The sequence below is a fragment of the Tolypothrix campylonemoides VB511288_2 genome (assembly GCF_045999855.1).
GTDB classification, from domain to species: domain Bacteria; phylum Cyanobacteriota; class Cyanobacteriia; order Cyanobacteriales; family Nostocaceae; genus Scytonema; species Scytonema bouteillei_A.
In genome coordinates, this window is the sequence record NZ_JBFPMW010000010.1 from 123,196 (window position 1) to 142,527 (window position 19,332).

General features: G+C 42.3%; 15 protein-coding genes. 7 read left to right on the plus strand and 8 right to left on the minus strand.

The features are described 5' to 3' along the window. Positions 1 to 39 precede the first annotated feature (39 nt). Positions 40 to 2,538, plus strand: a complete 2,499-nt coding sequence (locus AB0756_RS26600) for a TonB-dependent siderophore receptor (RefSeq protein ID WP_237265932.1) — start codon at positions 40 to 42, stop codon at positions 2,536 to 2,538. Between the two features lie 32 nt (positions 2,539 to 2,570). Further along, positions 2,571 to 3,740, plus strand: a complete 1,170-nt coding sequence (locus AB0756_RS26605) for a PepSY-associated TM helix domain-containing protein (RefSeq protein ID WP_038080372.1) — start codon at positions 2,571 to 2,573, stop codon at positions 3,738 to 3,740. A 454-nt stretch (positions 3,741 to 4,194) separates the two neighbouring features. Here the strand turns inward: AB0756_RS26605 and AB0756_RS26610 are convergent, their stop codons facing one another. Both AB0756_RS26610 and AB0756_RS26615 read right to left on the minus strand, forming a co-directional pair. Then, entirely contained in the window at positions 4,195 to 4,560 is a 366-nt protein-coding gene (locus AB0756_RS26610) for a hypothetical protein (RefSeq protein ID WP_202048645.1), read from the minus strand. Continuing rightward, positions 4,532 to 4,984, minus strand: coding sequence for a PAS domain-containing protein (locus AB0756_RS26615; protein ID WP_038080374.1), 453 nt, complete (start codon positions 4,982 to 4,984; stop codon positions 4,532 to 4,534). Before AB0756_RS26615 ends, AB0756_RS26610 begins: the two co-directional genes overlap by 29 nt. Positions 4,985 to 5,059: 75 nt before the next feature. On the opposite strand from AB0756_RS26615, the gene AB0756_RS26620 reads away from it, so the two are divergent. Together AB0756_RS26620 and AB0756_RS26625 are read left to right on the plus strand one after the other, a co-directional pair. Next, a complete protein-coding gene (locus AB0756_RS26620) occupies positions 5,060 to 5,638 on the plus strand; it encodes a TetR/AcrR family transcriptional regulator (RefSeq protein ID WP_038080375.1) in 579 nt (192 codons plus the stop codon). 49 nt (positions 5,639 to 5,687) lie between these two features. Continuing rightward, on the plus strand, positions 5,688 to 6,386 hold the full coding sequence (locus AB0756_RS26625) for an NADPH-dependent F420 reductase (RefSeq protein WP_038080377.1): 699 nt from the start codon (positions 5,688 to 5,690) through the stop codon (positions 6,384 to 6,386). Positions 6,387 to 6,602: 216 nt separating this feature from the next. On the opposite strand, the gene AB0756_RS26630 is transcribed toward AB0756_RS26625, so the two are convergent. Next, positions 6,603 to 6,968, minus strand: coding sequence for a GNAT family N-acetyltransferase (locus AB0756_RS26630; RefSeq protein WP_162002284.1), 366 nt, complete (start codon positions 6,966 to 6,968; stop codon positions 6,603 to 6,605). A 609-nt stretch (positions 6,969 to 7,577) separates the two neighbouring features. Between AB0756_RS26630 and AB0756_RS26635 the strand changes: the two genes are divergently transcribed. The 3 genes from AB0756_RS26635 (at position 7,578) to AB0756_RS26645 (ending at position 10,339) form a co-directional block, all read left to right on the plus strand. Beyond that, a complete protein-coding gene (locus AB0756_RS26635) occupies positions 7,578 to 8,069 on the plus strand; it encodes a GNAT family N-acetyltransferase (protein ID WP_038080379.1) in 492 nt (163 codons plus the stop codon). 109 nt (positions 8,070 to 8,178) lie between these two features. After that, entirely contained in the window at positions 8,179 to 9,552 is a 1,374-nt protein-coding gene (locus AB0756_RS26640; protein ID WP_082051604.1) for a glycoside hydrolase family 140 protein, read from the plus strand. Between the two features lie 175 nt (positions 9,553 to 9,727). Continuing rightward, positions 9,728 to 10,339: a hypothetical protein gene (locus tag AB0756_RS26645; protein WP_050045248.1), complete on the plus strand. Its 612-nt coding sequence runs from the start codon at positions 9,728 to 9,730 to the stop codon at positions 10,337 to 10,339. 277 nt (positions 10,340 to 10,616) lie between these two features. Here the strand turns inward: AB0756_RS26645 and AB0756_RS26650 are convergent, their stop codons facing one another. The 5 genes from AB0756_RS26650 to bchH all read right to left on the minus strand — a co-directional run bounded on the left by AB0756_RS26650 (position 10,617) and on the right by bchH (position 19,255). After that, the gene (locus AB0756_RS26650) at positions 10,617 to 11,078 is read right to left on the minus strand and encodes a hypothetical protein (RefSeq protein ID WP_038109795.1); all 462 of its coding nucleotides are present in this window, start codon (positions 11,076 to 11,078) and stop codon (positions 10,617 to 10,619) included. A gap of 111 nt (positions 11,079 to 11,189) precedes the next feature. Then, the gene (locus AB0756_RS26655) at positions 11,190 to 11,768 is read right to left on the minus strand and encodes an RNA polymerase sigma factor (protein WP_167844738.1); all 579 of its coding nucleotides are present in this window, start codon (positions 11,766 to 11,768) and stop codon (positions 11,190 to 11,192) included. 628 nt (positions 11,769 to 12,396) lie between these two features. Next, positions 12,397 to 15,066 (minus strand): P-loop ATPase, Sll1717 family, encoded by a 2,670-nt coding sequence (locus AB0756_RS26660; RefSeq protein WP_167844737.1) that lies wholly within the window; start codon positions 15,064 to 15,066, stop codon positions 12,397 to 12,399. Further along, entirely contained in the window at positions 15,066 to 15,311 is a 246-nt protein-coding gene (locus tag AB0756_RS26665; RefSeq protein ID WP_050045250.1) for a hypothetical protein, read from the minus strand. The genes AB0756_RS26660 and AB0756_RS26665 overlap by 1 nt, the downstream gene beginning before the upstream one ends. 227 nt (positions 15,312 to 15,538) lie before the next feature. After that, a complete protein-coding gene (gene bchH / locus AB0756_RS26670) occupies positions 15,539 to 19,255 on the minus strand; it encodes a magnesium chelatase subunit H (protein ID WP_038085452.1) in 3,717 nt (1,238 codons plus the stop codon). Positions 19,256 to 19,332: the final 77 nt, after the last annotated feature.

The window sequence follows — 19,332 nt, forward strand, 5'->3', positions numbered from 1 at the left end:
CAGCTGTTCTTCGGTTTATGCTTGACCGGAGTAACAGTCATGGCTCAACCTGTTTGGGCACAGAAAGCCTATCAAACCGGGCAGATTAACCAGTCACAGTCTTTTTCTCAATTACCCACTCCCCAGTCTCTGACTCTCGTGACTGGTGTTAAGGTAAACGCAACTGATAAGGGTGTGGAAGTCATTTTAGAGACTCCTCAAGGAGACAAATTGCAAGTGCTGCCTAAAAAAGAAGGCAACACATACATTATTGATATTGCCAATGCCCAACTGCGTTTACCGAATGGCAATATGTTTCGTCAAGAAAAGCCAGTTGCAGGAATTATAGAAGTTACCGTTATCAATCAAGACGCAAATAGCATTCGAGTGAAAGCGATCGGTGAAACGAGTTTACCAACAGTTGAGTTATTTGATAGTGATGAGGGTTTAATTTTTAGCTTTACAGCAGTTGCAACATCTTCACAGACACCACCACCGGAACAACCTGCTAGTGAAAAACAGCCGGAACAACCTACCGCATCAACAGATGAACCTATTGAATTGGTGGTGACAGGTTCGCAGGATTCAGAATATAACGTTCCCGACGCTAATACTGCAACTAAAACTGATACTCCGATTTTAGAGATTCCCCAAGCTATTCAAGTCGTTCCCCGACAGGTGATTGAGGATCAACGAGTCCAAAGAATTGCAGATGCTTTACGTAATGTCAGTGGTGTAACACCAAAAATCAATTTAGTTGGCGCTGATACCTATACCATTCGCGGCTTTGATACCGACACCAACCTCAGAAATGGTTTCAGACACGATAATTTCAGCGCATATACTGACACTTCCACAATAGAAAGGGTGGAAGTTCTCAAAGGTCCTGCTTCAGTACTCTACGGTCAACTAGAACCGGGAGGTGTTGTCAACTATATCACCAAACAACCACTGGACGAACCTTATTACTCAGCCACATTTTCTGCTGGTAGCTATAGTTATTACCGACCAGAAATTGATATTTCCGGACCTATAACCCAAGACAACAGTTCTTTGTATCGCTTTATTGCTGCTTACGAAAACACTGGCGGGTTCCGAGATTTTGCTTTTAAAGAGCTTTATACTTTTGCTCCTAGCTTAAGAGTGAAGTTAAGCGATACTACCAATTTAGATTTGCAGTATGAATACGTTAACCTCAATCAGTCTTACGATCGCGGTTTAATGCCAAATAATGAATCATTAAACTTACCAATTAGTTTTAACTTTGGCGAACCAAGCGATCGCTACGATCTCTTTGCCAACCGGGTGAATGTTGCTTTGGCTCATCAGTTCAGCGATAATTGGCGATTTCGCAGTGGAGTTTCCGTACAAACTGTTGACGACTATCGTTCTAACTTTCAGCCAGTCGATCTTGAAGAAAGATTTAGCGAAGAAGATCCTTTTGTTGATAGAAGATACAACAAGGTAGATGGTTATTCTAGAGATTATGGTTGGCAAAACGACTTGGTAGGCAAATTTAAGACTGGCTCAATTGCCCATGAATTACTGTTAGGTTTTGAGTTAAGTAGAAGCGTTTATGGGTACAAATTTCTTATCAACTATGATGACGTACCTGCACTTAATTTTCTGAATCCAGTCTATGGGGCAGCAGTTCCAACCACTTTTGATGAAGGCTTTGAGCAAGAGAGAAATACAAATAGAGTAGGGCTGTACGTGCAAGATTCGGTGTCACTGCTACCCAATTTAAAGGTGTTGCTGGGTGGAAGATTTGATTTTGTCCGTTTCAGAGATGAATATAATTCTGACATTATCAATGGTGCTGAAACCGATATTACAAAGCGTTACTATGAGGTATTCTCACCACGAATCGGACTCGTTTATCAACCTCTCAAAAATCTGTCTATTTATACGAGTTATACTCGTGCTTTTAAACCAAACGAATCTGCCATAGATGCTAATGGAACGCCACTAGAGCCAGAACGCGGAACGCAGTACGAGGTGGGAGTCAAAGGTGAGTTTTTAAATGGTAAACTGACGGCAACATTAGCAGCTTATGAGATTACTAAGACTAATGTATCCACGACTGACTTGAATAATACTGACTTTTCCGTTGCTGCAGGAGAAGTGAAAAGCAGGGGTATTGAATTGGATATAGCTGGAGAGATTTTACCCGGTTGGAATGTCATAGCTTCTTTTAGCCATAACGATGCCTATGTTAGCGAGGACAATAATCTACCAGTGGGCGATCGATTGGCAAATGCACCCAGATATAGCGCTAGTTTGTGGACAACTTATGAGATTCAAAATGGCAGTTTGCAAGGGTTGGGTTTTGGCGCGGGAGTCTTTTTCGTAGGCGATCGCGAAGTTACTGTACCCAATACCATTACAATTCCTTCATACGCAAGAACTGATGCCACAATCTTTTACCGGAAAGCAAACTACCAAGTGGGACTGAGTTTTAAAAACCTCCTTGATATCAAGTACTACGATTCACAAGGTTTCCTGCTGTCTCCTGGCGCACCGTTCACAGTTTTGGGAACCGTCTCAGTCAAGTTCTAATTTGAAATCAATTGAGAGGTACCACATCCGTTATGAAATCCCGCAAATTCCGTGACATAGCTTTTATCCTGCACCGCTATCTTGGTTTAGCCGTAGGGATACTAATAGCTTTTATCGGTTTAACCGGCAGTCTTTTAGTCTTTAAGCCTGAGATGGAGCAATTTTTCATCTCCCGGCAAATTGGGCAGATAGTCCCCCAGGCGCAAATGGTTTCTATTGATACTGTGTTGGAAACAGTAAATTCTGCCTTGAAGCAAAGCAGTTTGTCTCCAGACATCCCCAATCGTTCCAATCTCAAGTTGTACTCCATTAGATTACCTGCCAATGCTAAAGCGCCCTACCAAGCAGATCTTTTTGATGCTGCTGATAAACTGACTCGCATATTCATTCATCCTTACACAAGTGAAATTATGGCTTGGAATCTAGCGGATTCCAGTATTGAACGGGTCTTTCTCTACCTTCACTACGCTCTTTTGTTAGGTAAGAACGGTCAAATTGCGGTCGGTATTGCAGGGTTATTGTTGTGTATCTTGTGCCTGACTGGGTTAATATTGTGGCCGGGTTGGCGCAAGCTAATCACCGGATTTAAAATTAAGTTAAATGCCCATCCCAAAAGAGTTAACTTTGATGTTCACAAAGTCGTCGGAGTTGTGGCAGCTATTTTTCTTTTCCTGACAGCTTTCACGGGTTTTTGTTGGAATTTTTCTGATTGGTCATATCCATTGATTTATGCCGTCACTGGCACTTCTCAACCACCCAAAATCACCTCTCAACCTAATTCCAATCTCGCTCCTTTGCAGTTATCGCAATTACTGCAAAATTCTGCTACAGTTTTTCCCAATGCTGCAACGTTCTCCATCACCATGCCCAGCGAACCTGAAGATGCAGTGTATATTCGCAAACGCCAGACTCATGAAACCACATTGTACGGGCAAAGTGGAGTGTATTTAGATAGATACAGTGGTAAAGTCTTGCATATAGATGATAGTAGAAATTTACCGCTAGGAGATAGCGTGCTAGCCGCCTTTGAACCCCTACACTACGGCACTTTTTGGGGGTTCCCATCTCGCATACTTTATGTATTTGTTGGATTGACTCCAACCCTTCTCCTTCTAACTGGTTTTATTATGTGGCAATATCGCCAGCAGGGAAAATCAGCAAAACTTACGCAACGGGATAATAAATATAAGGCTCCTATTTGATTTTGGAGATATTAGGTATAAAGTTAACACCTGTTGACACTCCCACGGCTACCAAGATTTTGCTATGCTCATCTTCTTGGCAAAAATCTGTGGGATTTTCGCTTCACAGGGATTCCAATGAATTTTCCCTCAGCGGGGAGCATCCCAAATTGGAAAAAATATTGGAGCGATTGGAAATCACGTTTATACAAACAAAGTCCACCTGGTATTGTTTTGGTAAGTCCGCGTATAGCCCTTACGGGCATAGCCTGCGGCAACGCGTAGCGTGCGCTTTGCGCTTAGGTGGACTTAGTTTGTATAGCCCCAGAATTCTATTCTGAGGGCATTTTGCTAAAACCGGATGCTCCCCCTCAGCGAGCATTTTAACCGTCTACCCGACGGCTGTACACCCTCTGTTGAGGACGACTTGCAACGTTACTTGTGCTTTACTAGAGTACGAGCTTGAACAGATTTTTTAAGCTAAGTAAGAAGACATACAAGTAGGAGTGGTTTTGGTTTGTAATTCTTTGATTTTTAATCCTTCCATATCCATATTAGGTGGATCGCTCAATCGCTGATTTCGATTAGACTTAGGAACTTCCAGAGTTAAGTAAAGGATACCCTTGTAAATCAGCTCGTAAAGCCACTCTTTATTGTTAGCTGTTGCATAATCGCTCCACTTAGGTTGACACTGACAAATATCTTGCAACAATCGATACATTTGCTCGCTAATGGGGTAAGTCGTGAAATAAGAATCATTTGGAGAGAATAGCTCGATTTGGCGTTTTCTCGTTGTAGGATTTGTCTCTAGCCTAAATTGCAAATCGGGAGATAACACCACAAAGCGATAGTTCTTGTAAGGTGACTTGTAGTGTTGCTTCTGCTTGCTTGCGTTCTTGCTTTTCGATACGAAGCTGCTCAATTCGTGTTTCTAACGCTTGATTTGCTGTTTTCAGAGCCGCTTGAGCCTGTTTGCGCTCGGTAATATTTGTTAAAGAGCCAGAAATTTCTCCCTGACTTTTGGAACGGGCTGATAATTCCAGCCAGACAATTTCTGTATTTTTATGATGAAACCTCAGTTCCCAACAAGCAAGCTCCAAGTTTGCATGCACTTGAGTCAAAAATTTCAGCCAAAGTTCGCGATCTTCAGCATAAAGATAATCATGCATTGAATGGTTCAAGCATTCTGAAGTTTCATATCCCAGAGTCCGGCTCCAGGCTTTGTTCAGATTTTCTCGATAATGATTGTCCGGAAGGCAGAGCATTGGCGATCGCATTCAATCACCACAGTGACGCATTCTGTGCTTGACATAAAACCTACCTATAGGTAGGATGGTTTTATGAAGGAAGTAGATACTAAAACACAAATTCTTGATGTAGCTCAAGATCTGATTCAGCGTCTCGGCGTGAATGGGATGAGCTATCAAGACATTAGCGAAGTTGTCGGCATTCGCAAGGCAAGTATTCATACCCATTTTCCTAAAAAAGACGATTTACTGGCGGCGCTACTTGACCGATACAACGATCGCTTCTTCAGAATTGTAGATGGTATTCTTGCTTCTAGCGATTCGTCAGAGGTAAAACTGCGGCGATATTGCGGTTTGTATGAAGCCACCCTGAGTAATGGGAGCCAAGATAAAGTATGTTTGTGTGCGATGTTAGGGGCAGAATTAGCAACCCTGAACCATCCTTCTGTAGAACGGATTCGTCAGTTCTATCAAGCAAATGAAGAAAAGCTAGCTACTCTGCTTGAGGATGGTTGTCAGGATGGTAGTTTTCGGTTTACTGGAGACATCCGAGCTATGGCAGCTTTAATCTTTGAGTTATTGGAGGGAGGAATGCTAATTGCTCGTGTTCGAGGTGGAGCAGCGCATTTCCATAGGACGATCGAGCAATTGATGCAGTTAGTCAAAGGCTAATTTTTTTTACTTACAAAACATCCAACTAGTAGGAAGCAAAAGAATCGTTATGACGACAATCGGAATTTTAGGAACTGGCAGAATGGGCGTGCGTTTGGCAGAGATGTTTGCTCGAGCAGGGCAACAAGTAATCCTAGGTTCTCGCGATCCAAACCGTTCTGCTGTAATTGTGAGTGGGTTAGGTCAAACAACCTTGTCATCTGGCAGTTATCAAGATGCAGCCGATGCCGATATTGTCTTGCCTGCGATATTTTTAAGAGATGGGATGTTGGAGACGTTGGAACCCTTGCGGAATCAGCTAGATGGCAAGGTGTATGTGGATATTTCTAACCCGTTCAACGACACTTACACCGATTTTATTTTGCCCTGGGATACAAGCGGAGCAGAACAGATTCAACACCGTTTTCCCAAAACACGAGTTGTAGGAGCGTTCAAAAATGTCTGGTGGGAAGTGTTTGATGAACCGACGTTTGGCGATACCGTCAGCGATGTATTTGTTGTCAGTGATGATGAATCCGCGAAAGCAGCGTCGATCCAAGTGGCAGAAAACACACCTTTTCGCTACATCGATGCGGGTCGCTTGAAGAACGCCCGCACGATTGAACGCATGACGTTGCTGAGTGGGGAATTAGGACAGCGCTATGGTTTCTTTCCCCGCATGAACTACAAACTGCTAGGCGAAACTTGGACACCCGGACAGCGCGATCGTGTGGCTTCATTGATTTCAGTCAGTTCCACCCTATCCTAAAACCTACTCGAGTACTCTTACCGTTCATCAAGACTTCTCTTCAGGTTAAAAAATCATCCCATTGTAAGGGCGCAAGGCCGCCGCGCCCCTATACGTTAATTTCTGATTTGGGATAATTTATTTTTTTGTGTTCCCTAAGCTTGCGGTAGCTTATTGCACAAACGATAGCAGCTAGAAAACGTAGTCCGCACAGGCGGACGATTAATTGGTGAATGGTTATTGGTCGCTTCCTCCCTTGATAAATCCCAGGATGATTGACCCTTGGCGAGAAAGTTGACTGTATATTTGTGGCAATCTATACTTGGGGATTGGTACAAAACCGAGACGCCTATAAAAATAAAGCGCTTTGGGAACGGACACAACATAAACAGGTTTATTGACGTCTTTCAAAAGAGTTTTCACCAAACAAGTCCCTAAACCTTTGTTTCGATGACTATACTTAACATACAACCTGAAAAGTTCTGAATACTGCTGGCAATTTTTAACGACTGCACAAGCTACAATTTCGCGATCGCATTCAATAACCCATGATTGTGCTAATTTAATAATTGATAAGAAGGAAAAATACCTGAAGATAACCATTGCAATACAGAGCAGACCCCATCCAATTAACAGAAATTTGAACGGTTCACCAAAATATATTAAAGATGGCAGTAAAAAAATATAAAACAAGCCTATTGCTTTAACCTCAAAATAGCATATTTGAAGGATTTTGAATGTGTCTTTACTTGTACTGGGACGAAGAGAATATCCTACTGAAAAATGGTGGTCTGAAGTCATAAAAGACCCAAGTCTAAAAATTATAATCCTTAGTTAGCATTTATAGTTGTAATTTGTCCTCAGAAATTTCTACATTTTCATTTGATAAAACATAATTACCAAACGTAATAATAAGTAGATCGACAGAAACAAATAGAAATCTTTACAAAATGTCCGCTTGTGGATATTAATTAGGTATTGTACCGAGAGCCCGATCGCTAAATGTCATATCGCTGAGGGAATGACTAATGGTTCAAGTCGTGCTGACATCAAAGCGGAAACTTCAACGCTCGAAACCGCGAGCCCTGAATACCAAACTACCCAAGATTCACGCTCGGGAATTTGAAGTATATAGATATGTACCTCTTGACAGTAGCACAAATTCATGTAAATTCATGAATACAATCTTGGTTCGACATGAAATACTAATTTATGCCATCTGATTTTAAAATTCGCACTGCCGAACCTCAAGATCGTCCGGTGTTAGTGAAACTAATGGAAATGCTTCAAGATGTTGAATCTGAATTTCATCCTAACAGACCATCAGGTTCTCAGATTGGGAATGAGCATTTTGCGTATCTTGAAGAAATTGTTAAGAAGCAAGACGGTCAGATTTACGTAGCCCAGTCCGAGGAACGCATCATTGGTTTTGTAGTCTGTTTTGTAGAAGAACTTGATGAAGGAGACTTGCACGTTGTTGAAAAGGAGCGAAAATATGGTTACATCTCCGATTTATACGTTTTGCCAACAACGCGAGCGCGGGGAGTCGGTACTGCACTGATGACAGCCGCTGAGAATTGGTTCATCGATTTAAAGTTGGAAGTTGTCAGAGTCGGTTTATTATGTAGCAATGAAAGAGCAGCGATGTTCTACCGTAAAGCAGGGTATCAACCCTATGAAATCGTTTATGAGAAGCATCTTTAAAAAGCGCCATTCTTATCAGGGGAATATAGATAGAACTTAGCCCGGTGCGATCGCAAATTTTATATTTTATACAGTAAAGAGTACGATCTGTTTTTCTTACAATACTTTGATGCGACACAAAAAACCCACTTTTTTTTATGCTACTCTCATCTCCTTGTTCTTGATCTCTGGCACGACTGCCCAGGAACTAGAACCTTTACCAGATCGCCTGATTGTGGGCAAGGATCGACGGTTTTTATACCAAAAAGAAGGAACCAAACCCTTCTTTTATCTAGGAGATACAGCTTGGGAATTATTTCACAGATTAAATCGGGAAGAAGCCGATCTTTATCTGCGAGATCGAGCGTCTAAGGGCTTTACAGTCATTCAGGCGGTGGTGCTAGCAGAAGTTGATGGGCTAAATACACCGAATCCTTACGGTGACAAACCTTTAAAGAATAACGATCCCACCCAACCTAACGAAGCTTATTTCCAGCACGTGGATTACATTGTGAACAGAGCTGCGGAGTTGGGTCTGTATATCGGTATGTTGCCTACCTGGGGAGATAAATGGAACAAAGCTTGGGGTGTGGGACCGGAAATATTTAACCCCACCAATGCTGAGGCTTATGGTAGATACCTGGGGAATCGGTATAAGGATAAACCCATTATTTGGATTTTGGGGGGCGATCGAAATCCAGATCGAGAAGAGCATCTCGCTATCATTCGTGCAATGGCAAAAGGATTGCAGACGGGACATAAAGGCAAACATTTAATGACTTTTCATCCTCAAGGGGGAAGTAGTTCATCTATATGGTTCCAGAAGGATGAATGGTTGGCTTTTAATATGTTCCAGTCAGGACATACTCAACCCAATCTGCCTAACTATGAAGCCACGCTTCAAGATTACGCGCTGAATCCACCCAAACCAGTGCTAGATGGCGAACCACGATATGAGGATCACCCAATTGGCTGGAATCCTGAGAAAGGTTGGTTTGATAATGCCGATGTCAGACAGGCTGCGTATTGGTCAATGCTATCGGGAGCGTTAGGTCACACCTACGGCAACCATAACATATGGCAAATGTGGCAGGAAGGACGCGAGCCTATCTCCTCTGCTAGAACACCGTGGCGTAAAGCATTAAAACATCCCGGTTCAACAGAAATGGGATATATGCGTCGATTATTTGAATCGAGACCCTTTAACCAGTTAGTACCCGATTCCGCGATGATTGTAGGACCAGCAGGAGATGGTGCCGATCGGATCGCAGCCGCTCGTGCGGCAAATGGTTTGTTTGCGTTCATCTACACTCCAACTGGTCAATCAATTAATGCCGATCTTCGTAAAATAACCGGCAGTGAGGTCCAAGCGTACTGGTTTAATCCGCGTACCGGGCGATCGAGGGTAATCGGCAAATTTTCAAATAAGAGCACGCAAAGGTTTCAACCTTCTACGTCGGGTCGTGGTAATGACTGGGTACTGGTATTAGACAGTGTAAATTAGATTGAGCTTACAAACAACGAAAAAATAAGTACATGAGCGTACTTATTCGCTTTCGTCTCGATTTCAGATCGACCTCTACTAGGTAGAAAAATTACATAGTTGTCATTTAAATGCACGGCAAACTGTAATTGTCAGCGACTTCAATGAAAAACATAAAGAATATATCTTATGGAGGATGACTGTGAGGTTTAATAAAGCAGGAGTGGTAATAGCAATTCCCGTTGTGGCTGGTACACTTAGTTTGATTTTCCTGAATCAGGTAAATGCCGCTCATCCATCTTATCGGGTTGCCCAGGCTGCACAACAACCCAACCAACAACCAGAAGGACAAAGGCGACCGCCTCGCCCTGATTGGAAAGCCGCTGCAGCAAAGCTTGGTGTTACCGAACAACAGTTAAAGGATGCGCTGGGAGTACCTGCCAATCCTCCAAGTCAAGCTGACCCAAATCAGCGACCACCTCGCCCCGATTGGAAAGCTGCAGCAGCAAAGCTTGGTGTCACCGAACAACAGTTAAAAGATGCGCTTGGTGTTCGACCTCACCCTCGCCCCAATTTGAAAGCAGCGTCGGCAAAGTTGGGTGTCACCGAACAACAGTTAAAGGATGCACTGGGGGTACCTGCCAATCCTCCGGATCGAGCCGCTCCAAATCAGCGTCCGCCTCGCCCCGATTTGAAAGCGGTGGCGGCGAAGTTGGGTGTCACCGAACAACAGTTAAAAGACGCACTTGGTGTTCCGCCTCATCCTCGTGGCGAAGGCGATCGCCCCGAGCCTCCTGCAAACAAATAGTTTGCGTAACATATTGCCCCTAGAGTTGCTGCTTGCGAGGGGCTTTCAAATTCATTATGTTATACCAAATCTATGTGAAGTTGCACATTATTTGCCCGCACTCTTCTAGAGTGCGGCTATACAAACAAAGCCTGCCTAAGCGCAAAGCGCACGCTACGCGATGCCGCAGGCTATGCCCGTAAGGGCTATACGCAGGCTAATTGTATGCAGCTTCATATTAAATTGGTATTAGTTAGTATCGCAAAGTTTGGAAAAATATAAGGTTGCTTGAGAAAAACTAGTACATTTTTCCTATAATTTTTTCGCTTCCATAATGCCAAGACTGGTTTTTAATCATCAATGACTCTTGTTTTATTCTCTCCTGATTTTGGCGATAAACCTCCATTAAACGGGCGCGGCTGCGGCTTATGACGGGTTTTGTGTTGTGAGAATTTAAAGAATTTAACACAAGCATTCCATTGCGCTCTGCTACTTGCAGCAGAGCTTCACTATTGTCTGAAGTATTAAAGGCTGTAGCCGGAGCGCATTCATAATGTTCGCAGAGTACTGTTTTTACAAAAGTAGGATTTTCTTGGCAAAGGTCTTCAAAAACTAGCGCATCGGTTTGAGCAATTAATCTATTTAAATATTCATCATTTGATGCCATCTCCAAAATTTCTTCCATCCTCATAGCATTTAATTCGGATAGTTCGTTACGGCTTGCCAGTAGAAAATATTCAATTGCTAAATCGAAGGACATACTGACCTCACTCAAACATCTAAAAAATTTAATTTGACCTGAAAATGGAAAATCCTGTTATTTCGTGCCATCTTGTCAAAAAAATTAACAAAATGGCACGGAATCTCGCTGTTACAATTCACTTAAAGAATCCCGCAGTTTCTCCAATATTCGTGAATACTGTTTGGATAATTTATTATGTGTTGTGCTGTTACTCGATTGCTCCCATCCCAATCGAACAAAATATGTAGCAATATCTCCATAGCTCCAATCCGCGTAGACTCTCAACCTGAAAAGAGTTCTTTGTCTCTTTTCTAACTTTTTTAGAGCTTTTGCAATTTGAGACTTTGTAAAGGCTTTGTCGAGCTTTTCATATTCTGCATTCAAATGTTCCTTCAGAGACATTCGGGCTAATCTTTGACCGCAATTCCACTCTCTTTGCCTCTTCCGAAGAGTTTCTATTAGAAAATTGATAGCAACCTTTCTAATATAGCTTTCCATATTTTGAATTTCTTTATCTTTATTGATAATTTGAGCGTATATCCGATAATAGGCTTCAGCCAGGACAGTTGTATAGTTGATTTCTGCGTTGAGATTGAATTGTTGGATACGCTTTATAATAAAGCCTCGCACACCGTAAATATCATTGGAGCTTTTATCCATAGCATTGGTAATAATGCGGCTGAGTAAATCGCTTTGGTAGCTACGCACGATTTGTTCCTCCCCTAATCCATTAATTCTTTGGGCTTGTGACCTCGCCTTGATAATATAAAGGAAGTTAGGGCTGGCATCGGACAAATCAAATTCAAATTTGAAAATATTAAAATATAGCAATTAAAGCTTTTTTATATAAAAAATGTTATTCACAAACTTTATTAAGTAATACCAATTCTATGTGAAGTTGCACATTATTGCCCTCACTCTAGAAGAGTGGGGCTATACAAACAAAGCCTGCCTTCGCAGGCTAATTGTATGCAGCTTCATATTAAATTGGTATAAGTGAGTATTAAAAATTGTTGTTATGACAAGGCAGAAGGGAAAAGGTTTTTAGTCAAGTTTACTTTTTGTTACATAATTCGGTTTTTTTACGCCTCTCTACTTATGAATAACTAGATAACAATTCTGTCGTTAAGTAAGTGGACATAAATTAATATATCTATGTCAAGAAATATGAATCTATTCTCTAAACAACTAACAACTTCTATACAAATTATGGGGTCACTCCCTCCAATTGCTCATCCGTCAACTTATACAACTCACGTAACTGCTGCTACCGTTTTGCCCTATAGATGTCCAGCTTGATTTTTGACGCGATATAACCCCTGTATTCTTCTGTGCTTTACCTTTGTCCCTTACGAACCATTTTTAATCCGTACAGATACAATTCAGCAACAGCATAAACGCGAGGAGTCGGATCTTGAGGACGAGAGCGTTCTGTAAAAATACCAGCATCGACCATATCTTTTACACGAAGAGCTAATGCACTATCCGTTATGTTCCATATTTCAGTAAGTCTGTTAGAGTCGATAGGCGATCGCTCGCCTTGCAGTCTGCTCAAATATTCTTCCAATTCGGGGTATTCATTGCGTACTTCATCCACTCTTTGCTCGGAAACGTAGGGAAAAGCATCAATCAATGCTTTAGGACGCAGAAGAACTTCCGGATTGTACTTTGTGGAAAAGCCTTTCTCACGCTTAACAGCTTCTTTTAAAAGCAATATCAAACTCCGTGGAAAGCAGTTTTTTTGACCATCAGCAATACGGGTACGAATCCAGTTGTAGGTATAAGCTTTTTTTGTCCGACCCATTCTTTCACCCCACAGAGGATACAAGCTTCTACGCAATTGCTCTAACTCGATAGTATTTAATCGAGCTATTGTCACTCCCAAATTTTGCTCCAAAGAGCGACTTAGGGTATCAGAACTATTCAGAACTTGACGTAGCACCAGTCTCCAGAGGTCAACTTCGCCCCAACGCAATTGCACAGAACGCCCAACATAATGTCCTTTATTGGTAAAGTTGAGCTGCTCCCAAATATCTTCTCTTAAAAAGATTTTGGGTACAATGCACTTCAAACTTGTTCCGCTTTCTAACCACCATGCAAGCAGAGCTTCCAGTGCTCTTCTTCGACGAACATAGTCCTGTTGACTCGACCCAAAGCTAGCATCTAACTCGTCATAAAGTAACCAGGCGCGTAAATTATTCGTTTGCAACCAGTTATCAATCGCACGCAATTCATCAATAGCTTTTGAAGCTGCTTGTGGCGAGTGAGTATGCTCAACTAACCAAGAAACAATGGATGTGTGTGAAGGGTTGTCTTGCGAACTCAAAGCAATTAACTGTTCGTCTAAATTAGTAAGCAATTGCAACTCCGGTATAGAATGGCAAAGTTGCAATAGCGCGTAATTTAGCCAAAAGGTAGCCCAGCTATTCTCTCCCACTTGTCGTTCGTAGCTCTCCAAGTCCCTGCTTTCTAAAATTGGTCCAAGCAGTCTAGGCTCACCGTGTCCGGGTATAAAGTTAACATTACTTAAATCTACATCAAGCCGAGCCAAATCTTTTGCTTTTTCTGGCTGCTCTACAAATAATCTAAATAATAAACTTTTACCAGTTCCTTTAGCTCCTCGTATCAGCCAAGTTCGGTTCTTAAGAAATTGTGGAAAATCTTCTGTACTCTGGAATATATTTGGAATACTATCTGCTTCTAAATCTTGTGCTCTTGCTGCTTCAAATTGCAACTCGTTCAATATTGTATCAGGATTTTGAACAATTGTAGTTGCTACATTGGGTTGAATATCAGGTAAGCTAGCATCAATTGCATCTGCAAGTGGCAAGTAGTCGTTTAGCAAACTTAGAGGAACGTCATTAATTAGACTGTATAAAGTTGTAATGTTAGGGTTATAAGGAACTTGATAGTAAACTTCATTCACGGTTATACCACGAGGCAAAATCCAGTTTTCTTCGAGCCATTTTTCAACTTTACTTATCCAAATTTGACGCTGTTCGGCTGCAACAGGTGGCATGGGTGTTAGTAAAAAGCGTAGATCTGGCTTTCCCTGATAGTCACGCTGTTTTCCAGCCGCCCGTACAACCCAGCGCAACCCTTCAAAGCTTTGGTCGGTAGGCGAAAAGCAAATGATGGCAGTATCAGCTAGGTCGAATAATGCGATCGCGTTTGTATCATTAAAACCAGGACGCGCATCAATTAAAATAACATCTGGATTCAGTTGCTTTTTGATGTCTTCTATCAGTTGCCTGATAGGATTATTTGTACTTGTATAAAATTGTTGTAATGTTCTCCTATCAAGTTCTGCCAATCTATGAATATAATTTTCATCATATTCTCCAACTGGTACTAAAAAAAGTTCGCCTCTAGTTGGTAAGTTGACTTGAAATATACAGTCCTCAAGGCTGGGAAAATTCTCTTCGGGAGTTAAATATCGTTGATATATATAATCGACAACACCAAATTGCTCTTGATTGAAGTTTTCAACATCAGAGCGAAATAAAACTGAAATTCCAGGGGCTTCCAAGTCGAAATCGACCATCACGACTCGACGATTGCGACTTGCAAGTATACCTGCTACCAATCCTAAAGCAGTAGAGCGACCAACTCCTCCTTTAAAAGAGTAAAAAGTAACTACTAATGGACGCTTCGGACTGTCTTCTTCTAATTGAATTGGTTGGTTGGCGTCTGAAGCCATTAAAATATCAGACCAAAGAGGCAATTGTATATATTCTGGCTGTTGTTCGTTTGCTTCTTTTGGAGTTAAAAAATCATAACCAGCAATTGGATACTGGCTCAAGTTCATATCTATAGTTTCTAAGATTTTATCAATTTTTTCTTCACGTTCTTCTGTTGTATTTCCTTCAAAAAAACTGGTAATAACTTGAATTGTGAGCCATCCCAATGTGGTACGCTTGACCTTGACTTGCGCTCTTGGATCGCGAGTTTGTAACTCATTAATCAAAAGGTTCTCAATTTGTTCTGGTGATACAATTGAAGTCATCAGGACGCCTCGTCTTGTTTAGCTAGTAAGAACTGGTGTAATATTTTCACTGCTTGTATAAAGCGTTGGCTTTCTTCTTCCTTTCCCTCACTGTCTGAGTAGCGCAATTCATCGTTACGCCATACAGATGAAACAGTATTCCATGCATCTTTATAACGATTAGTGCGGTCTAATGCGATCGCACGTTGTAATGAAGGAAGTGCGCTAAGCAACTTTACAAAACTGTGTAAAAATATATTACTCATTCAGACCATGCTTTTAAATCTGCCTGTATCCAATTTTCCTCTGCTGCTTCTAGCATATACTTTGCGCGGGCATAACTTGAGCTAAACCCTCCTTCATTTTGGATTTTAGATTTTAGCTACCCCCTTAAAGACAGACGATCCCCCTAGCCTTAAAAAGGGGGGAATTCTTCACTCGTCCCCCTTTTTAAGGGAGATTTAGGGGGATCTTAATGTATCACTTTAGCGACTTATGAAGTCGTTACCCCCTCCAATTGCTCGTCCGTCAATTCATACAACTCGCGTAACTTCTGCAACTTCTCTTCACTCGCTTGCCAGAAACCCCGCCCATTTGCCTCCAACATCCTTGCTACAATATTCCTGAACGCTTCCGGATTTGCCTGACGCAATTTCTCTGCCATTTCTCCATCTAAAGCATAAGTATCAGCAGCTTGGTCATACACCCAATCATCCGTAAAATCTGCAGTACCGCCCCAACCAATCAAGGCTGTCATCCGTTGGGAAATTTCATAAGCACCCCCCGAACCCTGACTCGCCATTGCTTCCGCCCATTTCGGATTTAGTAACTTAGTCCGATACTCCATCCTCAACAGATCGTCTAAATTCCGAGGTGTCGTATCCTTCGAGAAACTCTCCACAAAACTCGTTGTCACCTTTTGACCGCGCTGTTTTTCAGCAGCTTTCTTCAAACCACCCGTATTGGCATAGTACTCCTGAATGTCAGTCAAACCATATTCCACAGAATCAATTTCTTGAACAATGCGACTGGTACTCTGCAAAAGCTGAGTCAAAACCTCCGGTCTGGCTTGACCCTTGTCCTGTCTTCCATAACTAAACACATTGCGACCCTTCCAAGTATCCCCCAACTCATCCCCAGATTCCCAATTACTATCAACCACCCGATCGTTTACTAAAGAACCAAAATCACCAGCCGGATTAGAAAATAACCTAGCCGATACATTTTCCACCCCTTGCGCCTTCAACGCAAGAGCATGCTTTCTAATGAAATTTTGCTCCTCCGGTTCCTCAGCCTCAGCAGCCCGAAGAAACAAATCGTCCAACAACTCGATAATATTGACAAAACTATCCCGAAAAATTCCCGATAAATTTGCCAAAACATCTATGCGGGGATGTCCCACCTCCGCCAAAGACTTCAACTCATACCTGACAATCCGCCCCGTACCTTCTTTCACGGGTTCCGCACCTACCAACTCTAAAAGAATCCCCAAAGATTCTCCCTTTGTCTTAATAGCGTCCAAACCCCACAGCATCACCGCTACAGTTTCCGGATACGCCCCATGTTCTTGCAAATGCTGAACAATGATTTTTTGCCCAATTTCTCGTCCTCGCTCGCAAGCAGCTGGAGATGGCATTCTGTAAGGATCTAAAGCATGAATATTTCTACCCGTGGGCAAAACACCAGCACCATCCCGCAATAAATCCCCTCCCGGTGCAGGAGGAATATACTCCCCATTCAACCCTCGCAACAAATTCGCCAACTCATCTGTTGTTTGACTCAATAACTCTCTAATCAACCCCTCCTCTTCTTTGCGACTCTGTAGTTCGTTCCCAAAATAAGCCTCTAAATAAGACCCTAACTCCTCCTCACCAGGTGCTTCCCCTAAAACATGTAATCCAGAAGAGAACAACCGATTCTCCAGAACCTGCAAATACTCATATAACTTTGCAAGATAATCGTTAAAAACGCGATCGCTAAACATCCGAACGTTCTCGACGCTAAACGCGATTCCCAAACGCTTAGCATCTTCAAAAGGACAATCCGCATCCAAACCCGTATCCAGAATTTTCTTACAAATTGCCTCTTTCAGCAGATAATTCTTTTTTGGATCTTCGCGATACTCCGAAATCAAATCCCGCAACGCCACTAACTCCTTATACAACCCCGCACGACCGTAAGGAGGTACGTTGTGAGAAATCAACACCCCATAACCGCGACGCTTTGCCAAAATAGATTCAGAAGGGTTATTCGCTGCATATATATATAGATTCGGCAAATCTCCCAACAAAATATCAGACCAAGAATAACCCGTATTCCCCAAAGGAGAACCAGGCAACCATTCTACAGTACCGTGCATTCCAAAATGAACCACAGCATCAGCTTGAAACTCATTTTGCAACCATTTATAAAAAGCAGCATATTGGGGATGAGGCGTTAAATCCCGTTCAAACATCAAGCGCATGGGGTCGCCTTGCAATCCCAACGGTGGCTGTACTCCTATCCATACATTTCCCAGCCAAACACCACCAATGTGAAATTCATCACCATAAGTTTTAATACCCGTTCCCGTTAGAGATTTCCATTGTTTTTCAATCCGGGATGTGCGGAGATATCCCAACCATTTTTCTAAAGTGCGGACATTGACAGAGGAAGGAGACACAGAGAGACTCGAGTTTCCTTCTGGAGCGGGGGAGAAATTTTTTTCTTCTCCCCATCTTAACTCATCCGCTTCTTTTATCTGGCGAATCAACTCTTCCCCATCTTCTGGTAAATCTCCAACAGTATAACCTTGCTCTTTAAGCGCATAAAGCAACTTTAAAAGACTGCGGGGTACATTCAACAATGCAGCTGTTCCCACAGCACCATAACCAGGGGGAAAACCGTAGAGAATAATTGCAATTTTTCTTTCAGACGCTGGTTTTTGTCGCAGATTAATCCAACTTTTCACTCTCCCGATGAGCCGGTGTACTCTTTCCGGAACTAAATAAATCTCTTCTCCTACCAATCCACCGAGGGGAACTGTATCAATTGCTCCATCTAATTCTGGTAATGCGTATAAAACAACACTTTGCAAACCCCCAATTCCCTGACGCGTCCACGAGTAAATATCTTGAATCAGTAGCGGTGCAGCAACAATATAAGGTACATTTTTAGCACTGAGAATGCGTTTTGCTACATCCACTTGACGCCCTGCTTCCATAGAACCCGCAGGACCACCAACTAAGGGAAAGCCAATTGTAGAAACGATCGCATCAACTTTAACAGCTTCTGGAGAAAGGGAAGGAGTTTCTACACGTCCTTGTTGTCTGGCTTGGCTTTCAAAATCCGTTGTCATCCAATCCCGCACGGCTACATGACCTTCTACACCATTAATAAAGATAGGTAAAGGTATTAAACCTGCTTCTTCAAAACGGCGAATCAGTTGGGGAATGTAAGGTTGTTTTGTCACAACGTGTTTGCGGTATAGAAGAATTCCAACAACTGGGGAGGGGGAAAAATTCCTCCCCCTGTCTCCTTCTCCCTCTCCCCCAATCTTCTTGTAGTACCACTCCAAATACTGACGGGGTGATTCAAAATAACCGGGGTAGTCGGGATGTAACAGCCCCATATTTGGGGTTTCTACTGGTGCGGGAATCTCCCCAACTTTCAAACCCAAATATTTTTCTGCTAATGTCCAAAATAAAGCAGCGACGTTCTCCGAGCCGCCTGCATTCCAATATCCATATATAATTAGCCAGTTACGTAAATCTTGTACTTTTTGTACTGGCACAAATTTTAATAACTTTGGTCCTATTTTTAGAAAACTAATGTACCCTGCTAGCTTGTCTTCTTCTCGCCCATTGCTAAATTTGTCCAGAATAAACTTTACTGGTTTAGGCATTCCTTTAGGCTTATCCCCAATGGCAAATGCACCCAGTTTGGTTAAACTCATTAATTCTAATGCTGATTCAAATACCAGGCGGATGGGGATACTAGAGATGCGATCGCGCAACCACAGTACCTCGTCATAATCGAACAGCAAACTGCCAAAAAAGACATCAGCACCTTTTAAAGCTGCTTCTACCTCAGTACGCTTTGCGGTTATGTCGCGATCGCTAAACACCCGAATATCCAACTCATCCACGCGGGAGGTAGCCAAAAAAGCCGCCTTACGGTACAAGTCAGCGTTGAACGATTCAAACCCAGCAACCAGGACAATACGTTTCATGCCTGAGATTTACAGCTTTTCTTATTGTTACATTTCTATTTTAGATGATTTTTTTATAGTCTTATTGAATACTTTTC

What these genes read in the sequence shown, in the direction of transcription:
- AB0756_RS26665 (WP_050045250.1), bottom strand. Translation starts at nt 15,311, where the DNA reads ATGAGTAATATATTTTTACACAGTTTTGTAAAGTTGCTTAGCGCACTT.
- AB0756_RS26635 (WP_038080379.1), top strand. Translation starts at nt 7,578, where the DNA reads ATGCCATCTGATTTTAAAATTCGCACTGCCGAACCTCAAGATCGTCCG.
- AB0756_RS26645 (WP_050045248.1), top strand. Translation starts at nt 9,728, where the DNA reads ATGACTGTGAGGTTTAATAAAGCAGGAGTGGTAATAGCAATTCCCGTT.
- AB0756_RS26615 (WP_038080374.1), bottom strand. Translation starts at nt 4,984, where the DNA reads ATGCTCTGCCTTCCGGACAATCATTATCGAGAAAATCTGAACAAAGCC.
- AB0756_RS26630 (WP_162002284.1), bottom strand. Translation starts at nt 6,968, where the DNA reads ATGGTTATCTTCAGGTATTTTTCCTTCTTATCAATTATTAAATTAGCA.
- AB0756_RS26620 (WP_038080375.1), top strand. Translation starts at nt 5,060, where the DNA reads ATGAAGGAAGTAGATACTAAAACACAAATTCTTGATGTAGCTCAAGAT.
- AB0756_RS26650 (WP_038109795.1), bottom strand. Translation starts at nt 11,078, where the DNA reads ATGTCCTTCGATTTAGCAATTGAATATTTTCTACTGGCAAGCCGTAAC.
- AB0756_RS26605 (WP_038080372.1), top strand. Translation starts at nt 2,571, where the DNA reads ATGAAATCCCGCAAATTCCGTGACATAGCTTTTATCCTGCACCGCTAT.
- AB0756_RS26640 (WP_082051604.1), top strand. Translation starts at nt 8,179, where the DNA reads ATGCGACACAAAAAACCCACTTTTTTTTATGCTACTCTCATCTCCTTG.
- AB0756_RS26600 (WP_237265932.1), top strand. Translation starts at nt 40, where the DNA reads ATGGCTCAACCTGTTTGGGCACAGAAAGCCTATCAAACCGGGCAGATT.
- AB0756_RS26625 (WP_038080377.1), top strand. Translation starts at nt 5,688, where the DNA reads ATGACGACAATCGGAATTTTAGGAACTGGCAGAATGGGCGTGCGTTTG.
- AB0756_RS26660 (WP_167844737.1), bottom strand. Translation starts at nt 15,066, where the DNA reads ATGACTTCAATTGTATCACCAGAACAAATTGAGAACCTTTTGATTAAT.
- bchH (WP_038085452.1), bottom strand. Translation starts at nt 19,255, where the DNA reads ATGAAACGTATTGTCCTGGTTGCTGGGTTTGAATCGTTCAACGCTGAC.